Annotated in this window: 16 protein-coding genes and 1 pseudogene; 7 read left to right on the top strand and 10 right to left on the bottom strand. The window is 39.8% G+C overall.

The annotated features are described in order from the left end of the window. Positions 1–69 precede the first annotated feature (69 nt). From BTN98_RS01915 to zipA, 3 genes and pseudogenes are all read right to left on the bottom strand, one after another. Entirely contained in the window at positions 70–2,016 is a 1,947-nt protein-coding gene (locus BTN98_RS01915) for a BRCT domain-containing protein (RefSeq protein ID WP_060997139.1), read from the bottom strand. Positions 2,017–2,092: 76 nt separating this feature from the next. Further along, a pseudogene (gene ligA, locus BTN98_RS01910) lies at positions 2,093–3,277 on the bottom strand (NAD-dependent DNA ligase LigA); the annotation flags it as partial. A 141-nt stretch (positions 3,278–3,418) separates the two neighbouring features. Continuing rightward, positions 3,419–4,645: a cell division protein ZipA gene (zipA, locus tag BTN98_RS01905; protein WP_105029941.1), complete on the bottom strand. Its 1,227-nt coding sequence runs from the start codon at positions 4,643–4,645 to the stop codon at positions 3,419–3,421. A 350-nt stretch (positions 4,646–4,995) separates the two neighbouring features. Here zipA and cysZ point away from each other — a divergent pair, with 350 nt between their 5' ends. From cysZ to crr, 5 genes are all read left to right on the top strand, one after another. After that, positions 4,996–5,757 carry a sulfate transporter CysZ gene (gene cysZ / locus BTN98_RS01900; protein WP_060999561.1) on the top strand — a complete coding sequence of 254 codons (762 nt, stop codon included), beginning with the start codon at positions 4,996–4,998 and terminating at the stop codon, positions 5,755–5,757. Positions 5,758–6,006: 249 nt separating this feature from the next. Further along, positions 6,007–6,975, top strand: a complete 969-nt coding sequence (cysK, locus tag BTN98_RS01895) for a cysteine synthase A (RefSeq protein WP_060999559.1) — start codon at positions 6,007–6,009, stop codon at positions 6,973–6,975. Between the two features lie 320 nt (positions 6,976–7,295). Next, a complete protein-coding gene (locus BTN98_RS01890) occupies positions 7,296–7,583 on the top strand; it encodes an HPr family phosphocarrier protein (RefSeq protein WP_060999557.1) in 288 nt (95 codons plus the stop codon). 53 nt (positions 7,584–7,636) lie between these two features. Continuing rightward, positions 7,637–9,361 (top strand): phosphoenolpyruvate-protein phosphotransferase PtsI, encoded by a 1,725-nt coding sequence (ptsI, locus tag BTN98_RS01885; protein ID WP_060999555.1) that lies wholly within the window; start codon positions 7,637–7,639, stop codon positions 9,359–9,361. 40 nt (positions 9,362–9,401) lie between these two features. Beyond that, entirely contained in the window at positions 9,402–9,911 is a 510-nt protein-coding gene (gene crr / locus BTN98_RS01880; protein ID WP_060999553.1) for a PTS glucose transporter subunit IIA, read from the top strand. Between the two features lie 240 nt (positions 9,912–10,151). Here crr and BTN98_RS01875 read toward each other — a convergent pair whose 3' ends face one another. Together BTN98_RS01875 and BTN98_RS01870 are read right to left on the bottom strand one after the other, a co-directional pair. Then, positions 10,152–10,568, bottom strand: a complete 417-nt coding sequence (locus BTN98_RS01875; RefSeq protein WP_060999551.1) for a hypothetical protein — start codon at positions 10,566–10,568, stop codon at positions 10,152–10,154. A 19-nt stretch (positions 10,569–10,587) separates the two neighbouring features. After that, entirely contained in the window at positions 10,588–11,034 is a 447-nt protein-coding gene (locus BTN98_RS01870; protein WP_060999577.1) for a DUF2919 domain-containing protein, read from the bottom strand. A 441-nt stretch (positions 11,035–11,475) separates the two neighbouring features. On the opposite strand from BTN98_RS01870, the gene BTN98_RS01865 reads away from it, so the two are divergent. After that, positions 11,476–11,832 carry a DUF2956 domain-containing protein gene (locus BTN98_RS01865; RefSeq protein ID WP_060999549.1) on the top strand — a complete coding sequence of 119 codons (357 nt, stop codon included), beginning with the start codon at positions 11,476–11,478 and terminating at the stop codon, positions 11,830–11,832. An 11-nt stretch (positions 11,833–11,843) separates the two neighbouring features. Then, on the top strand, positions 11,844–12,299 hold the full coding sequence (locus tag BTN98_RS01860) for a DUF1499 domain-containing protein (RefSeq protein ID WP_060999546.1): 456 nt from the start codon (positions 11,844–11,846) through the stop codon (positions 12,297–12,299). Between the two features lie 91 nt (positions 12,300–12,390). Here the strand turns inward: BTN98_RS01860 and BTN98_RS01855 are convergent, their stop codons facing one another. From BTN98_RS01855 to BTN98_RS01835, 5 genes are all read right to left on the bottom strand, one after another. Beyond that, positions 12,391–12,528, bottom strand: a complete 138-nt coding sequence (locus BTN98_RS01855; RefSeq protein ID WP_065166512.1) for a TIGR02808 family protein — start codon at positions 12,526–12,528, stop codon at positions 12,391–12,393. 15 nt (positions 12,529–12,543) lie between these two features. Further along, positions 12,544–13,119: a NapC/NirT family cytochrome c gene (locus BTN98_RS01850; RefSeq protein ID WP_060999543.1), complete on the bottom strand. Its 576-nt coding sequence runs from the start codon at positions 13,117–13,119 to the stop codon at positions 12,544–12,546. A gap of 29 nt (positions 13,120–13,148) precedes the next feature. Further along, positions 13,149–13,661: a nitrate reductase cytochrome c-type subunit gene (locus BTN98_RS01845; RefSeq protein ID WP_060999541.1), complete on the bottom strand. Its 513-nt coding sequence runs from the start codon at positions 13,659–13,661 to the stop codon at positions 13,149–13,151. 64 nt (positions 13,662–13,725) lie between these two features. Then, complete coding sequence (gene napA / locus BTN98_RS01840) at positions 13,726–16,212, bottom strand: periplasmic nitrate reductase subunit alpha (protein WP_060999539.1); 2,487 nt, start codon at positions 16,210–16,212, stop codon at positions 13,726–13,728. Then, positions 16,209–16,481 carry a chaperone NapD gene (locus tag BTN98_RS01835; protein WP_060999538.1) on the bottom strand — a complete coding sequence of 91 codons (273 nt, stop codon included), beginning with the start codon at positions 16,479–16,481 and terminating at the stop codon, positions 16,209–16,211. The genes napA and BTN98_RS01835 overlap by 4 nt, the downstream gene beginning before the upstream one ends. Positions 16,482–16,488 lie beyond the last annotated feature (7 nt).

Here is a 16,488-nt window from a genome sequence, read left to right as displayed (position 1 = left end):
GACTACAGTATCTCACTTTGATGATATCAATATTCTTACTTTCATCGAAGCTAAAGATATATATAAAAATCAGTCAATTAAGTTTAAGTACTCTTGTTCAGACAAGACTGTTACACCTTTATCTCTTGCACTGTTAACCTTCGTTTCACCAACTTTTTCACCCGCGATAAGGTAAGTAGTTTTACCCGTAACTGATTTAGCCACCTTGGCGCCCAAGGATTTAGCATGTTTTTCCATATCTCCACGTTTTCCTTGAAGCATAGTACCGGTAAAAACAACAGTTGCACCTGCAATTGGTGAAGAGGAATCATCTTTCTCTGACAGTTTAGGTGTAATGCCTAAATTGAATCCAAGATCATAAACTTTAAAAAATTCTTCTCTAATATTCGCTAATCCTTCAACAATTGCTTCTGCACTAATTTGAGCAAAACCATCAATTTTTGCAATATCTTCGGCAGAGAGTTCGAATAACGCCACTAAAGGGTAATGTTGAAGAAGTTTTTCACAATTACCACCACCTAGACGACTAACACCAAAAGCAGACAAGAAGCGCCAATCTTCAATTTCAACTTCTTGACTCACTTGCAGTTGATCAAAGAGATTTTTAGATGTTTTATCACCAAAGCCATAAGATATAAATTGATGTGCTTTTAACGCATACAATTGGTGAATATGTTTAATTCCCAGATTTGATAATTTCTCAATATTTTTCGGACCAAAACCATCATTATTGCCCAGAGTTTTAAAAAAATGCACCAATGTATTTTCTGTTTGTGCTGGGCAGTCATTTTTATTAGGGCAAACTAAATTATCAGACTCCCATATAAGATGAGAATGACAACTAGGGCACAACTCTGGAATCTGGGGTTCTACAGCTTTAATCACGTTTTCTATTTTAGGTATAACCAAACCACTTCGAACAATTTGAAGTATAGCTCCAGGACCTACCCCATTGTTTTTTACCATCTTATAATGGTGAACTGTCACTCGACTAATGGTTGCACCACTTATTCGTGTTGGCACAAGTTCTGCTACAGGTGTAACTCTTCCCATCCTTGACGTTTGTGGAGTAACACTGATAACTTCTACTTCAGCAGATTCATCATTAACCTTAAATGCTATTTGCCAACGATGAAATTTCCGTGTTGCTCCCATGTGATTCTTGATGCGAGAATCGGTAGCCTCCAAGACGACACCATCAACATCATATCCAACAGCATTCCATACCTCATCAATTTTATTATCAAAATCCGCCATCAAATCTTGATAATTACCCGTCCAATTAATGATTTGGCTAAAGGGATAGAAAACACAAGCACCATCCTTAATAGCCTCTAATACTTTTTCATCTACATTTTTCTCTGCAATAATAGCAGCTTGTATATTTCTTGAGTTTTCAAAATACTGACTCAGATTTTCTTCAAAATAAGCTTTATCGATAACTATTTCACCAGCACCTAGCCCCCTCTGACCATTCCCAGCCACTTTTAGACCACGTTCAAAGGCTCTTGATATATCCTGACCTTTTACGCCATCACCTCTCGTATAAAGTTTTTCTCCATCATCAAAAGCAGCATAACCGTCTAACTTAGGCGTCACTCTAATTTCTATTTCTTTCGAATCAAGATCCAATTCATTTGCAGCTTTAATAATTCTATCTAACCATTTATTTATTTCTTTTTTTGAATATGCTTTATCTGTAGATAACATTTTCTGAGGTAAAGTGACTGTTTTACCTAGATTTATCACTTCAGATTCAACCGAAGTAATAAATGGATGATTTGGGTTGTTTGTTGTAAATATCTGTATAAAGGTATCGTAAATAGAATCTTTGACCACCGGAAACCCTGAGCGATAGCAAGCATTGGCTACTTTCAATATTAAAAACTGTTCGTCGTTATCAAAGTTATCGATACTTTCACTACCAAACGCAATGTTTAACTTGTTTATATCAATATCAACTTCCAGTTCATTTATTATGGATAGTTGATTATCGTTAAACTTAAATTCTTTCATTATTTATTACCAATAGGTTCTTTGTTCAGCTTAGAACTAATATCGAGGAATGGGTCAACTTAGGAAGTAAAGCTTATCTATTTGAAACATTGCTTACTAAGGTGACACCCACATCACCTGCACGGCGAATGATGACGGTATCACCAATCATAACCCCTAAACGTGACACTTCATCAGCGTTATGCAATGTCGCATTGCTGACTGTTACACCACCCACAAATACTGGCTCCAGTTTAGCGACTGGAGTAATTGCGCCTGTACGTCCAACTTGAAATTCAACATTGTTTAAAACGGTCATTTCTTCTTGAGCGGGAAATTTATAAGCAATTGCCCACCGAGGAGCACGCGCAACGAAACCAAGCTGTAACTGTAGATCCAGTTGATCAACCTTGATCACCACACCATCAATTTCATAGCCTAAAGATTGGCGTTTTTCACCGATCATTTGATGATACTCAATCACCGACTCAATACTATCAACACAACGGATCTCTGGGCACATTGGCAGTCCCCATGCCTTTAACTGACATAAACGTTGGTATTGGGTATCAGCTAATTCTTGTCCTTCTACCACACCAACCGCATAGGCATAGAAGCTTAATGGACGAGTTGCGGTAATTTTAGGATCCAGTTGACGTAAACTACCAGCAGCAGCATTACGTGGGTTAGCAAAGGTTTTAAGGCCTTTTTTTAATGCCTTAGCATTGAGTTCATCAAAGCCTTTTTTAGGCATGAACACTTCACCGCGAACCTCTAATCGCTGCGGCCAATCATCACCGCGTAAACGCAATGGAATCGCACCAATAGTACGCACGTTATGAGTGATATTTTCTCCCGTCGCACCATCGCCACGGGTTGCAGCTTGAACTAACACTCCATTTTCATACATTAAACTAACAGCTAAACCATCTAATTTAGGCTCACAGCAATAGCTAATACTGCTGTTGTCGCGCAATCGATCTTGAAGTCGCTTTTGAAAATCACGTAAATCATCATCATTAAATGCATTTCCTAATGACAGCATCGCAATCTCATGGGTAACTTGAGTAAACCCTTCAAGCGCAGCTCCGCCAACACGCTGGCTTGGAGAATCATTGCTGATCCACTCAGGATGCTCTGCTTCAATCGCCAATAATTGTTGCATTAGACGATCATATTCAGCATCTGGTATCTCAGGGTTATCTTCAACGTAATAACGATGGCCATGATAATCAAGTTGTTGTTTTAAGCTGGCAAGTTGTTGCTGAAGGTCGGTGTTCATTTCAATTCCTATCTGAAGAAAATGTTGATTAATGACTCTGATAACAAGACTTCAAATCATTAGAGCGATGACTATAGATACAATAAAATTCAGGCCCCCGAAGGAGCCTGAATTATAAAACAATAATAATAATCTATTGGATTAGCATTGATTATATTTTACTGATTTTTCTCGGTATGCAGCAATACGATTAGGGGTGATCATAACCCGATCTTGGTCCATCACATCCGCATTAAGTTGATCTGCAATTTGCTGTGCCGTTTGAAGCATCATATTAAAGTTACTTGATGCTTTTCCATGACAAGGCAACATCAAGAAAAATCCAATACCTGGCGTTTCAAAATGCTGGTAATTGGTTTCAGGAAACGTACCAGGATTAAGCAAATTGGTTACAGAGAAAATAACAGGTTCAGTACCCGCTAAGTCTGCATGGCGATGAAATACTGAGTTTTCACCAAAAATCAATCCATTACGCTCTAAGCATGCAAACAATGATGGACCGCGTAATACCTTACCTTTACGAGCATGCACACACAAAGATAAATAGCTTGGAGGCAAAGATTCGGGCTCAGGTAATATCTCTGGCTCAATAATATCTTTAAGTTCAGGCTCAGACTTTATCTCTGTAACAGTTTCTTTTTCAACACTCTCTACAACACGATCTTGCTGTTTATTCTCGTCTTCAACAACAGGCGTAAAAATAGGCGTTGGTGTTGTGATAGCTTCAGCTGTCACTGTTGGTTGAGCTGCAACGGTTGGTTGAGCTGCAACACTTGGTTGAGCTGCAACACTTGGTTGAGCTGCAACACTTGGTTGAGCTGCAACACTTGGTTGAGCTGCAACACTTGGTTGAGCTGCAACACTTGGTTGAGCTGCAACGCTTGGTTGAGCCGCAACGCTTGGTTGAGCGGCAACGGTCGGTTGAGCGGCAACGGTCGGTTGAGCGGCAACAGTCGGTTGAGCAGTAGAACCAATATTCATCTGTGGTTCAATACGGTCATGTGTAGCTACTTTAGCGGGCGTATTAACTGGTTGGGGCGCAGTTTGACCTAATAATGGATCGTACTGAGGACGCTCGCCAAAACTAAATCCAGGCTCTTTACGCTTAGGTGCTGGCTGAGTTTCAATAACCTCAGGTTGAATTGATTTTGCTGGTGTCTCTTCCGGTGTATTATTCACAACACGGACGTCACTAACACTCTCTTGGGCAACATCTTGACTTTCAAGATTTGCTTCATCTATTTTACTTAGTGGCTTCTCACCAAATTTAGCTGGTTTTTCTTTTCTACTTGTCCATAGACCATGAAAAAGAAGCGCTGCAATTGCTAACGCACCAACAATAATAAGAACCAGACGCAATTCCTGCATATGAATACTCTAAATTAACTCGTTATCCCTTTACGGGGTTAATAATAGAAAAAAATCTACTAGGAAACTTAGTATCTAGTTAGAATTTCTCACCGAATGACTTACTGTACCAAAACTCACTTGACAATGAGAACATGAATATCGAGATTCCATCAAGATAGTGTAAGCTTAGTAATTTTTGTACAAATTTAAATCATTTTTGTATTGTTACTCATCATTTTTATTTATCGTCAACGTAGTGACAACAATTTTACGAATTGATTCCATCCTACCTCGACAATTCAAATCTATAAAGAAATCTAAACAGATGAACAGTAAAACGTTAGAAAATGCTTGTTCAGGAGAAAGAAATGCCACAACAGCATAATACAAACTCTACAACCAGTGGTGCTGGTTATTTTTTTCAAGGGCTACAACTTGCCTTCCAACCGGGCACGCGCCGCTTTGTACTTATCCCTCTGGTGATAAATATTGTGTTACTTGGTAGCGCTTTTGCAACATTATTAACTCACCTTAGTGGCTGGATTGACAATTGGTTGAGCTATTTACCTAGCTGGCTAGAATGGCTGTCCTATATTTTATGGCCATTATTAGCGATTGCTGCTTTAGTCTCGTTTTCTTATTTCTTTAGTACAATTGCTAATTGGATTGCAGCCCCGTTTAATGGTCTATTAGCCGAATATCTTGAAGCTAAACTCACGGGACAAGCCCCGCCTGATGATAGTTTTAAAGCGTTAATAACCGATTTACCTCGCACCATGGGACGTGAATGGACCAAGCTTAAGTATTATCTACCTAAAGCGATTGGATTACTCATTTTAATGTGGATTCCAGCCATTGGCCAAACTGTTGCTCCAATATTATGGTTCTTATTCAATGCTTGGATGATGACAATTCAATATGCTGACTATCCATTTGATAACCATAAAGTACCTTTTCCTGAAATGAGAGACGCGCTAAAACAAAAGCGAGGTCAGGCACTCAGTTTTGGTGCTGTGGTGATGCTATTAACCATGGTGCCGATTGTTAATTTATTTGTGATGCCAATTGCCGTTTGTGGCGCAACGGCAATGTGGGTTGATCATTATCGTAGCCAATTTAAGCGCTACTGATCATTAAGGTAGCCGATTATTTAAGGCCAATAGTCTTTATACTGCTGGCCTTTTTTATATTTGTTCTCATAAAAAAGTGCTATTTAAACCGCAGCAACACGCAACAAAATACAAACAAACACCCAAAAATGATAGCAACTATCACATAATAACAATAAGATATAACAATTAATTACTTTGCAAATATTGAGACAGGTATATGCTTAATCTATTCAACATTGAGTCTAATTTGTCACGAAGGAACGAAGTATGAGCAAAATATACGAAGATAACTCTCTCACTATTGGTAACACACCGCTGGTACGTCTTAATCGTGTCAGTAATGGCAAGGTGATTGCAAAAATTGAAGCACGTAACCCTAGCTTTAGTGTTAAATGCCGTATCGGCGCCAATATGGTATGGGAAGCAGAGAAGAATGGTCTTCTAAAAGAAGGCATTGAACTTGTAGAGCCAACCAGTGGTAATACTGGTGTCGCACTTGCTTTTGTTGCTGCTGCTCGTGGCTATAAATTAACGTTAACGATGCCAGAAAGCATGAGCCTTGAACGTCGTAAATTATTAAAAGCTCTTGGCGCTAATCTGGTATTAACAGAAGCTGCAAAAGGCATGAAAGGCGCAATTGATAAAGCAGAAGAGATCGTCAACTCAAATCCAAATAAATATCTTCTACTACAACAATTTAATAATCCAGCGAACCCTGCTATTCATGAAAAAACAACCGGCCCTGAAATCTGGGATGCCACCGATGGCGAGATTGACGTTTTTGTATCAGGTGTCGGTACAGGTGGTACGATTACTGGTGTTAGCCGTTATATTAAACAACAACAAGGTAAAGCTATTACTGTTGTTGCCGTTGAGCCTACAGAATCACCAGTGATCACTCAAACAGTAAATGGCGATACCGTTCAACCTGCACCACATAAAATTCAAGGTATCGGCGCTGGATTTATTCCCGGTAATCTTGATTTAGCGCTTATCGATGAAATTGAACAAGTCAGTTCTGATGATGCGATTGAAATGGCACGTCGCTTAATGGATGAAGAAGGTATTCTGGCGGGTATTTCATCAGGTGCCGCTGTGGTTGCTGCAAATAATATTGCTTCTCGACCAGAATTTGCAAATAAAAATATTGTTGTTATTTTACCCAGCTCTGGTGAGCGTTACCTCTCAACTGCACTTTTTGCAGGTATATTCACAGAAAAAGAAACCCAACAGTGATCACATTTTGTGATGTTATATAGGTATATCTACACTCAAAAAGGCCCTTTGTGGGCTTTTTTGTTGCATTTTATTCTCAGCTTTACTATAAAGCTGATGCGCTTTATTTTTAGCATCAAAATAAAAGGACAATTATTAGTCAATTTTGATTAATTCAAAAAAAGTTTCTCATAAAACTTTGATATGGATTAAAGCTAAGACAACATATTATTAGGTAGTTTATACTGCTTGAACAATATGCTGAGATTTATAATCACATAGATTATAGCTCATTAAAGCAAACTATTAATATAACGACTATATCTAAATCGGGGTGAAATATGTATCAGAAGCAAGTTGAAATCACTGCACCAAACGGCCTACACACTCGTCCAGCAGCACAATTCGTTAAAGACGCAAAATCATTTGATGCTGATATCACAGTAACTTCAAATGGCAAAAGCGCAAGTGCTAAGAGCCTATTTAAGCTTCAAACGCTTGGCCTAGTTAAAGGTGCAGTTATTACTATCGCAGCTGAAGGTGCACAAGCTCAAGAAGCTGTTGATAAGCTAGTAACTCTTACAGAGCTACATGACGGTGCTGATATCGCAATGTTCCGCGAAATCTAAGCAAAGCTTGTATACAAACGAGTTCCAGTTTTTAGTTAATTAAAGGTAAGGCTATGATTTCAGGTATCCTGGCATCTCCTGGTATTGCTTTCGGTAAAGCATTGCTATTGCAAGAAGAAGAGATTGTTCTAAACAAAACTCCAATCGCTGCAGACCAGATCGATAACGAAATTCAACGTTTCTTCGACGCTCGAAAAAAATCTGCTGAGCAACTAGAAGTTATCAAAGAAAAAGCACGTGTCACCTTTGGTGAAGAGAAAGAAGCCATCTTTGAAGGCCACATCATGTTGCTTGAAGATGAGGAGCTAGAAGAAGAAATTATAGCCCTTATTAAAGATAAGCATTCTGCTGATTATGCTATTTATTCAATCATTGAAGAACAAGCTCAAACCCTTGAATCTCTTGATGATGAATACTTAAAAGAACGTGCAAGTGATATCCGTGATATCGGTAGCCGTTTTGTTAAGAATGCATTAGGTATTAACGTTATTAATTTAAGTGCTATTGATGAGCAAGTGATTTTGGTCGCTAATGACCTAACACCATCAGAGACTGCACAAATTAATCTAGAGTTCGTTCTTGGCTTTATTACTGATATCGGTGGTCGTACTTCACACACCTCTATCATGGCACGTTCGCTAGAGATTCCTGCTATTGTGGGAACAAATACTATTACGTCTCAAGTTAAGAACGGCGATATGCTGGTTCTTGATGCAATCAATAACCAGATTGTTATCAATCCAACTGAAGACGAACTAAACAAATTTAAAGCTATCCGTGATGCTGATAAAGCAGAGCAAGAAGAATTAGCGAAGCTAAAAGATCTTCCTGCTATCACACTTGATGGTAAGCAAGTTGAAGTATGCGGCAACATCGGTACAGTTAAAGACTGTAATGGCGTTAACCGTAATGGCGGTGAAGGCGTTGGTCTATACCGTACTGAATTCTTGTTTATGGACCGTGATTCTCTGCCAACAGAAGAAGAACAGTACCAAGCATACAAAGAAGTTGCTGAAGCTATGCATGGCGAGCCAGTGATTATCCGTACTATGGATATCGGTGGTGATAAAGATCTACCTTACTTAGATCTTCCTAAGGAAATGAACCCATTCTTGGGTTGGCGTGCAATTCGTATTAGCCTAGATCGTCGTGAAATTCTTCGTGACCAATTCCGTGCTATCTTGCGTGCATCAGCTCATGGTAAAGTTCGTATCATGTTCCCGATGATTATTTCGGTTGAAGAAGTACGTACATTAAAAGCAGCAATTGAAGAGTTTAAGGTTGAATTAACAGCTGAAGGCTTGGCATTTGACGCTAACATCGAAATCGGTGTTATGGTTGAAACACCAGCAGCTGCAGCGATTGCGCACCATTTAGCGAAAGAAGTTTCTTTCTTTAGTATTGGTACCAACGATTTAACCCAGTATACTCTAGCAGTTGACCGTGGTAATGAGCTTATTTCTCATCTCTACAACCCGCTATCACCAGCTGTACTTACTGTGATCAAGCAAGTTATTGATGCTTCTCACGCTGAAGGTAAGTGGACAGGTATGTGTGGCGAGCTTGCTGGCGACGAACGTGCTACCCTACTGCTATTAGGTATGGGTCTTGACGAGTTCAGCATGAGTGCGATTTCTATCCCTCGCGTTAAGAAAGTTATCCGTAACGCTAACTTTGCTGACGTAAAAGCAATGGCAGAGTATGCATTATCTCTTCCTACTGCAGCTGAGATTGAAGAGCACGTAGAAAAATTCATCGCAGAAAAGACCATCTGCTAATAATATAGCAGATAGAATAACAACGCTTAGGAGCAACGATATGGGTCTGTTTGACAAATTAAAGAAAATGGTTTCTGACGACAGCAGCGAAGCTGGTGTAATTGAAATTATTGCACCTCTTTCTGGTGAAATCGTTAACATCGAAGATGTGCCTGATGTAGTATTTGCTGAAAAAATCGTTGGTGATGGTATTGCTATCAAACCAACTGGCAACAAAATGGTTGCACCAGTAAACGGTACTATCGGTAAGATTTTCGAAACTAACCACGCTTTCTCTATTGAGTCTGACGATGGCATCGAGCTTTTTGTTCACTTCGGTATCGACACTGTTGAACTTAAAGGCGAAGGTTTTACTCGCATCGCTGAAGAAGGCCAAACTGTTAAAGTTGGCGACACTATCATCGAATTCGATCTTGCAATCCTAGAAGAGAAAGCTAAGTCTACATTGACGCCAGTTGTTATCTCTAACATGGATGAGATCAAAGAGTTGATCAAGCTATCTGGTGCTGTAAACGTTGGTGAAACACCAGTACTACGCATCAAGAAATAAGATTGTTGATATCTTAATAAAAACGCAGCTTGATAGCTGCGTTTTTTTATGGCGACAGAATGTAGATTTAGCTTTTAAAACGCTCTCATAGCAGCGCAGACGCTTTAACTGTTTCAGTTAAACTCATAGTTTAAATAGCCATTAAAATCTCTTCACCATCAATTCAGATAGCCTTATTGCTATAAAAAAAACGCGACCATAAAATAGTCGCGCTTCTTAAGCATAATCAATCATCAGGGTTTATGCGGTCATCACTTCAACTTGTAATTTGACATGTTCACTACTTGGCTCACCTGATTCAAATAGCATTGGCATATTTAATCCTGTTGATAATGTTTGGGCTAAAATAGTGCGCCAACCACCATCATCTAATCGCTCTTGTACTTGCAATGCAATACTGACGCTATCAGCTGAAACATCTAACAATTGTGCACTACCCACGACTTCACGGTATGAGTGATGGTTATCTTGACTCAACCCTTCAAAGAAAATAGTTTCTTCACCTGGTAATAATGACAATGAGGTATTTACCATTTGGCGAAAACAGCAAGCACTGTGCATTTCAAAACTAACATCAAGTAGCCAATCAGCCATTGCTAGTGGGCTTAATAATGTGCTTAGAAATAATTGTCCTTTACCCATAGATAACTTTTCCATTACGACTACCTCTAAAAAGCTAATGTGCAAATACATCTTTTACTCGTGAGCTTCGAATTAGATATAACCCAAGCCAAATAGTCAGTAACAAGGTTAATGCGCGTACCCAAGAAAATGCGCCCTGACTCAACACGAGATGATATATTTGCAAAGCAAAATCGATACTGTAAGCAGCTATTAATAATTTTTTTCCACGCTGCCACAGATAATGTATAACTTTATTATCGCTACTACGCTGACCAGATAACCACATTAATAGTAAAGCAGGACTTCCCAACACCATGCCGATATACAATGTGTCGCGTAGCGGATAAATCAATTCAAGTAGTTGTCCACCTTGTGTTCGACTGACTCCCGCCATCACAAAAATTACCAATGCTTTCGCATTAAAAATCAACGCTAGCCATAACATCTTATTTAATTTTAGTTGCCCATGTTCATCGTAGGCATTGATAGGATAAAGCAAACAACTTTCCTCACACTTGTTCAACTCAATACGCATCAATATCGATAACATCAGCACGTTACGGCTTAGTTTTGACTCTAATCGATCACCTATAATAAGTACTATTTAAGGGTTGTTTTTGTGGTTCACCGCACTTTTCATTTATTTATATTGCCTAGCAAGTCACGTTTTTTGATCTAAAACCAACAATTGATGGTTGTTTATTAACCATTTAATGCTGAAAAAACAGCCTCTAAATTCTTTCTAATCATAAAGTTACAATATGAATATAGTATTAACACCATATTCATCTAAAACTGGAACTTTCATACAAAAAAGCCTAAATATATAAATATCAACACATATGCCAACAATCATACATATGACAACACTACTGCTAAGATTAACTAATCAGATATAATCATCGTTCCTTATCATTTATAAGTAAGGTCAATAATAAGCATGGCGACCATAAAAAAGAACACCGCACCTTCTACAGAAACACAAATAGAAGCATTACGAGTAGCAAAAGCAACTCAAAAAGAAGGCCAAACTAAAGAACAAACTAAACTGATCGCACAAGGTATTCAAAAAGGCATTGAGCAATATAAAAAACAACAAAAAGCTAAAGCAAGAGAGCGTGATAAATTAAAAAAGAAAAATGCTCAATCTAAAAATAACCAACCACAAATAGCAACAACCATTACACCTATCGCAAATCCAAATATCATCTACAAGCAACATTGGCTACCATGGGCAATCACTATTACGTCTTGGATTGGCTTTGGTATTTATTTAATTTACACCCGTGCGCTATGATGAGAGTGAATATGAAGATTGTTGGTTTTATCAGTGTATTAAGTGGCTTAATCAGTGGCTGTGCTGATCCTCAATCAGTACCATGGCAGCGTCAAATCGATACGCCTTGCGATAATAAACCCCATTGTGTATCAACCCTTGAACAACGCGAAAAATACCAGCTAGCCCCTTTTATGTTGACCCCAAAAGGTATCAAAAGCTGGACCGATATTATTGCGCTAGCACAAACCCTGCCAGGAGCAAAACTTGTTGAGCATGACGATCATTATTTTCATATCGAAGTTCGAAGTGCTGTGTTTGGATTCATTGATGATTTTGAAGTCAAACGACAGGCCCAGCAGCTACAAGTAAGATCAATTTCTCGCAGTGGTTATTCTGATTTTGGCGTTAATCGTAAACGTGCTCAGCAATTTAGAACATTATTGATCGATCAACAATTAATACACGACACAACCACCAGCAACTGATTGGCTGGTACCATGAACAAACTAAAAAGCCATGACTACTCGAGTATTCACTCTGGCAGCCATGGCTTAACGCTCATATCGTTGTAACTATTTAATCAAGGGTTTTATCTTTACCTAATGATAATAACCCCACACACACTGCAGCAACCGCGATAAAGCCTGACAAAATAATCATTGGCATCGCAGCATAACCCAGTACATGCCAAATAACGGATTCTAGCGTACTCATTACTTCTCCTTTGGTTTATTGCCACCCTGCCACATCTTTCATGTCAGGTAACTTATGGGCAATCCCCTTATGGCAATCAACACAGGTTTTATCACCAGATGCTAATGCGGTTGAGTGCTGCTTTGCACTACGCGGAGCTTGCTCAGAAAAATCCATATAATTGAACTGATGACAATTACGGCACTCTTGAGAATCATTGTTTTTCATTCGCTGCCACTCACGCTCGGCAAGATGACCACGACGAGCATTGAATTTTTCAGGGGTATCAATGGTGCCCATCATATGTGCAACAATTTCTTTTGATGCCTGCACCTTACGCACAATTTTATCAGTCCAATTATGCGGCACATGACAATCTGAACAAATCGCTCTCACACCCGAACGGTTTGAAAAGTGAATGGTTTCTTGAATCTCTTTAACGATTGGCGCATGACACCCAGCACAGAATTCTTCAGAGTTGGTCTTTTCCATCACGGTATTAAATCCGCCCCAGAATAATAACCCGCCCATAAATCCCATAAACAGCACTAATCCAACCGCAACTTTGCTGGGTGTTTTTAGTCGTAACCAAAATGTTTTTAACAACTTCATAGATAAACCCTTTTACTATTCAGTCACGATTAACGTAATGCGTTTACGCGTTTAAAATCATTTTCAACCAATGGTTTAGCATCCGCTTGAGGCACATGACACTGCAAGCAAAAATAGCGACTTGGTGAGACATCAGACAGCACTTGACCTTGCTGAGGTGATACATAATGGGTCACACTGATTTTAGTAGCGTCCATTTGTTTAGCATTTTTCCAGCTATGACAGGCTAAACATTTATTGGCATTTAGCGACACTTCATAATGACGAATACTATGAGGGATCAATGGTGGCTGATAAACATAGTCACTATCAATAAGACCTTGATCTTTAGGGTAGTGTTTCATTGGATCCGCTGGACGTGTTGTCTCTAACTCAACCATGCCGCGTAACGACTCAACGCCGCCGATACCACCAGGGTTATCTAGTTTAGCTGCCGTTGCAATATTTGCGGCGATTGCTGTTGCCGAATCACTATCATCACTATGCGCGATACCTGTAAGCATCAGCCCTGCGACTAATACTGCAAAAAATAATTGTTTCATGCTGCTCTCCGTTACTAGGCATATTCTAGTTACAGCGAACGACTGTCTGCGTTCGCTGAATTGATTAGATCTTGGTGATCTTAATTGGGCACTTTTTGAAATCTGTCTGTTTTGACAATGGATCTGTTGCATCCAAAATCAATTTATTGACAAGAATATTTGCATCAAAAAACGGCACGAAAACCAATCCAACCGGAGGGCGATTTCGACCACGCGTTTCCACTCGACAACGTACTTCTCCACGACGAGAAGCAAGTAACACTTCATCGCCACGACGAAGATTGCGAGCTTTAGCATCTTGAGGATTGATATAACACCATGCATCAGGCACAGCTTTATATAACTCAGGTACACGGCGAGTCATGGTGCCAGTATGCCAATGCTCTAACACGCGCCCAGTACACAGCCACATATCATAATCTTGATCTGGCACTTCTGGCGGCGCTTCATAAGGCGCTGAAATAATAAGTGCCTTACCATCCGGTTTGCCATAAAAATCCCAACCAGAACCTTTTTTAGCATACGGATCTGACCCCTCTTTAAAGCGCCATTGAGTTTCTTTGCCATCAACAACCGGCCAACGTAAACCACGCACTTTATGGTAGGTTTCATAAGGGGCAAGATCATGCCCATGTCCACGTCCAAATGTGGCGTATTCTTCAAATAAGCCTTTTTGAACATAAAAATCTTGAGCTTGCGCATCATCATTTAACGGTTGCGCTTCAGTTAATGGATATTGATCAACTTGGCCATTACGGAACAAAATGTCATACATGGTTTTACCACGGTATTGCGGCATCTTATTCAGTAGGGCTTCATCCCAGATTTCTTCAACCTTAAACCGCTTGGAGAACTCCATGATCTGCCATAAATCAGATTTAGCCTCACCCGGTGCTTTGACTTGTTGATACCAAACTTGAGTACGACGTTCAGCATTGCCATAAGCGCCTTCTTTTTCAACCCACATTGCGGTAGGTAGAATCAAATCAGATGCTTGCGCCGTGACAGTTGGATAAGGGTCTGAACATACAATGAAGTTATCAGGATTACGGTAACCTGGCAGACGCTCCTCATTAATATTTGGACCCGCTTGCATATTATTGTTACACATCACCCAGTAAGCATTCAGTTTACCGTCATTTAGCATTCGATCTTGCAGCACCGCGTGATAACCCGGTTTGGGTGGAATAGTACCTTCAGGCAGTTTCCAAATATTTTCAGCAATTGCGCGATGTTTAGGATTAGCAACCAATAAATCAGCTGGTAAACGGTGAGCAAAGGTGCCCACTTCACGCGCGGTACCACATGCCGATGGCTGGCCTGTTAATGAAAATGGACTATTGCCTGGTGTCGATATTTTACCGGTTAATAAATGTAGGTTATAAACCAAGCTTTGCATCCATACGCCACGCGTATGTTGGTTCATACCCATGGTCCACAATGACATTACCTTAAGCTTCGGATCGGCATAATATTTGGCTAACTGCACCAACTTTTCAGGCTCAACACCTGACATTTTGGAGGCTTTTTCAAGAGTATAATCAGCCACAGACGCTTTATATTCTTCAAACGTCATTGGGAATAATTCACCCGAGTTAGGGTTCGCGGCTTGTTTTTGTAATGGATTATCATCACGTAAGCCGTAACCAATATCGGTTTGAGCACGTTTAAAATGGGTATGCTTATTAACAAAATCCCAATTAACCGCATCATTTTCAATAATGTAGTTAGCAATATAGTTAGCAATCGCTAAATCAGTTTGAGGGTGAAAAATCATACCGTTATCAGCTAGCTCAAACGAACGGTGCTCATAAGTCGATAGTACGTTGACTTTAACGTGAGGATGACTCAAACGGCGATCAGTTAATCGCGTCCATAATACTGGATGCATTTCTGCCATGTTTGAGCCCCACAGCACAAACACATCGGCATGTTCAAGATCGTCATAACATCCCATCGGTTCATCAATACCAAAAGTACGAATAAACCCGACTACCGCTGAGGCCATACAATGGCGTGCATTAGGATCGATATTATTAGAACGAAAACCCGCTTTCATCATCTTAGATGCAGCATAGCCTTCCATTACTGTCCATTGACCCGAGCCAAACATGCCCACACCAGATGGACCTTGTTTTTTCAGCGCCGCTTTCCACTTCTCAGCCATGACATCAAAAGCCTGATCCCATGAAACAGATGTAAACTCACCGTCTTTATGGTATTGACCATTCTTCATCCGTAATAACGGCGTTTGTAAACGATCTTTGCCATACATTATTTTCGATAAAAAATAGCCTTTAATACAGTTGAGGCCTTTATTTACCGGAGCTTGCGGATCGCCTTGAGTTGCAACCACCCGTCCGTTTTTAGTACCAACTAAAACTGAACAGCCAGTGCCACAAAAACGACACGGTGCTTTATCCCATTTAATTTTGGTTTCATCAGAACTCACAATTAAATTCGTTGCAGATGCTGGTAAAGAAATACCCGCCACCGCAGCAGCAGACGCTGCAGCATTTGCTTTCACAAATGCTCTTCTTGTCATTTTCATAGCTTACCCTCAGCGTGTGAATCGTAGTGCTCAATGTGGTGATAGACCAAAAAAGTGATCAATACATGGTCTAAATTGTTAATTTTATCAATTGCATCAGTTACATAGCCTTGATTCTCGGTCTCAAGTACTACGATAATTTTACCTTCATCACTTGTCGCAGGAATTTCAGTATTTGGTATTGCTAAAATTTGTTGGCTAATCGCTGTCAAATATTGTGGCTTAACGTGAACGATAAGGCTTGAGGTATGCACTTCATGTAATGTCATGTTTACT

It is taken from the genome of Photobacterium aquimaris, from assembly GCF_002954455.1.
GTDB classification, from domain to species: Bacteria; Pseudomonadota; Gammaproteobacteria; order Enterobacterales; family Vibrionaceae; genus Photobacterium; species Photobacterium aquimaris.
Note: the sequence above shows the minus strand (reverse complement) of the source record. Positions and strands in the feature narration are given on the sequence as shown.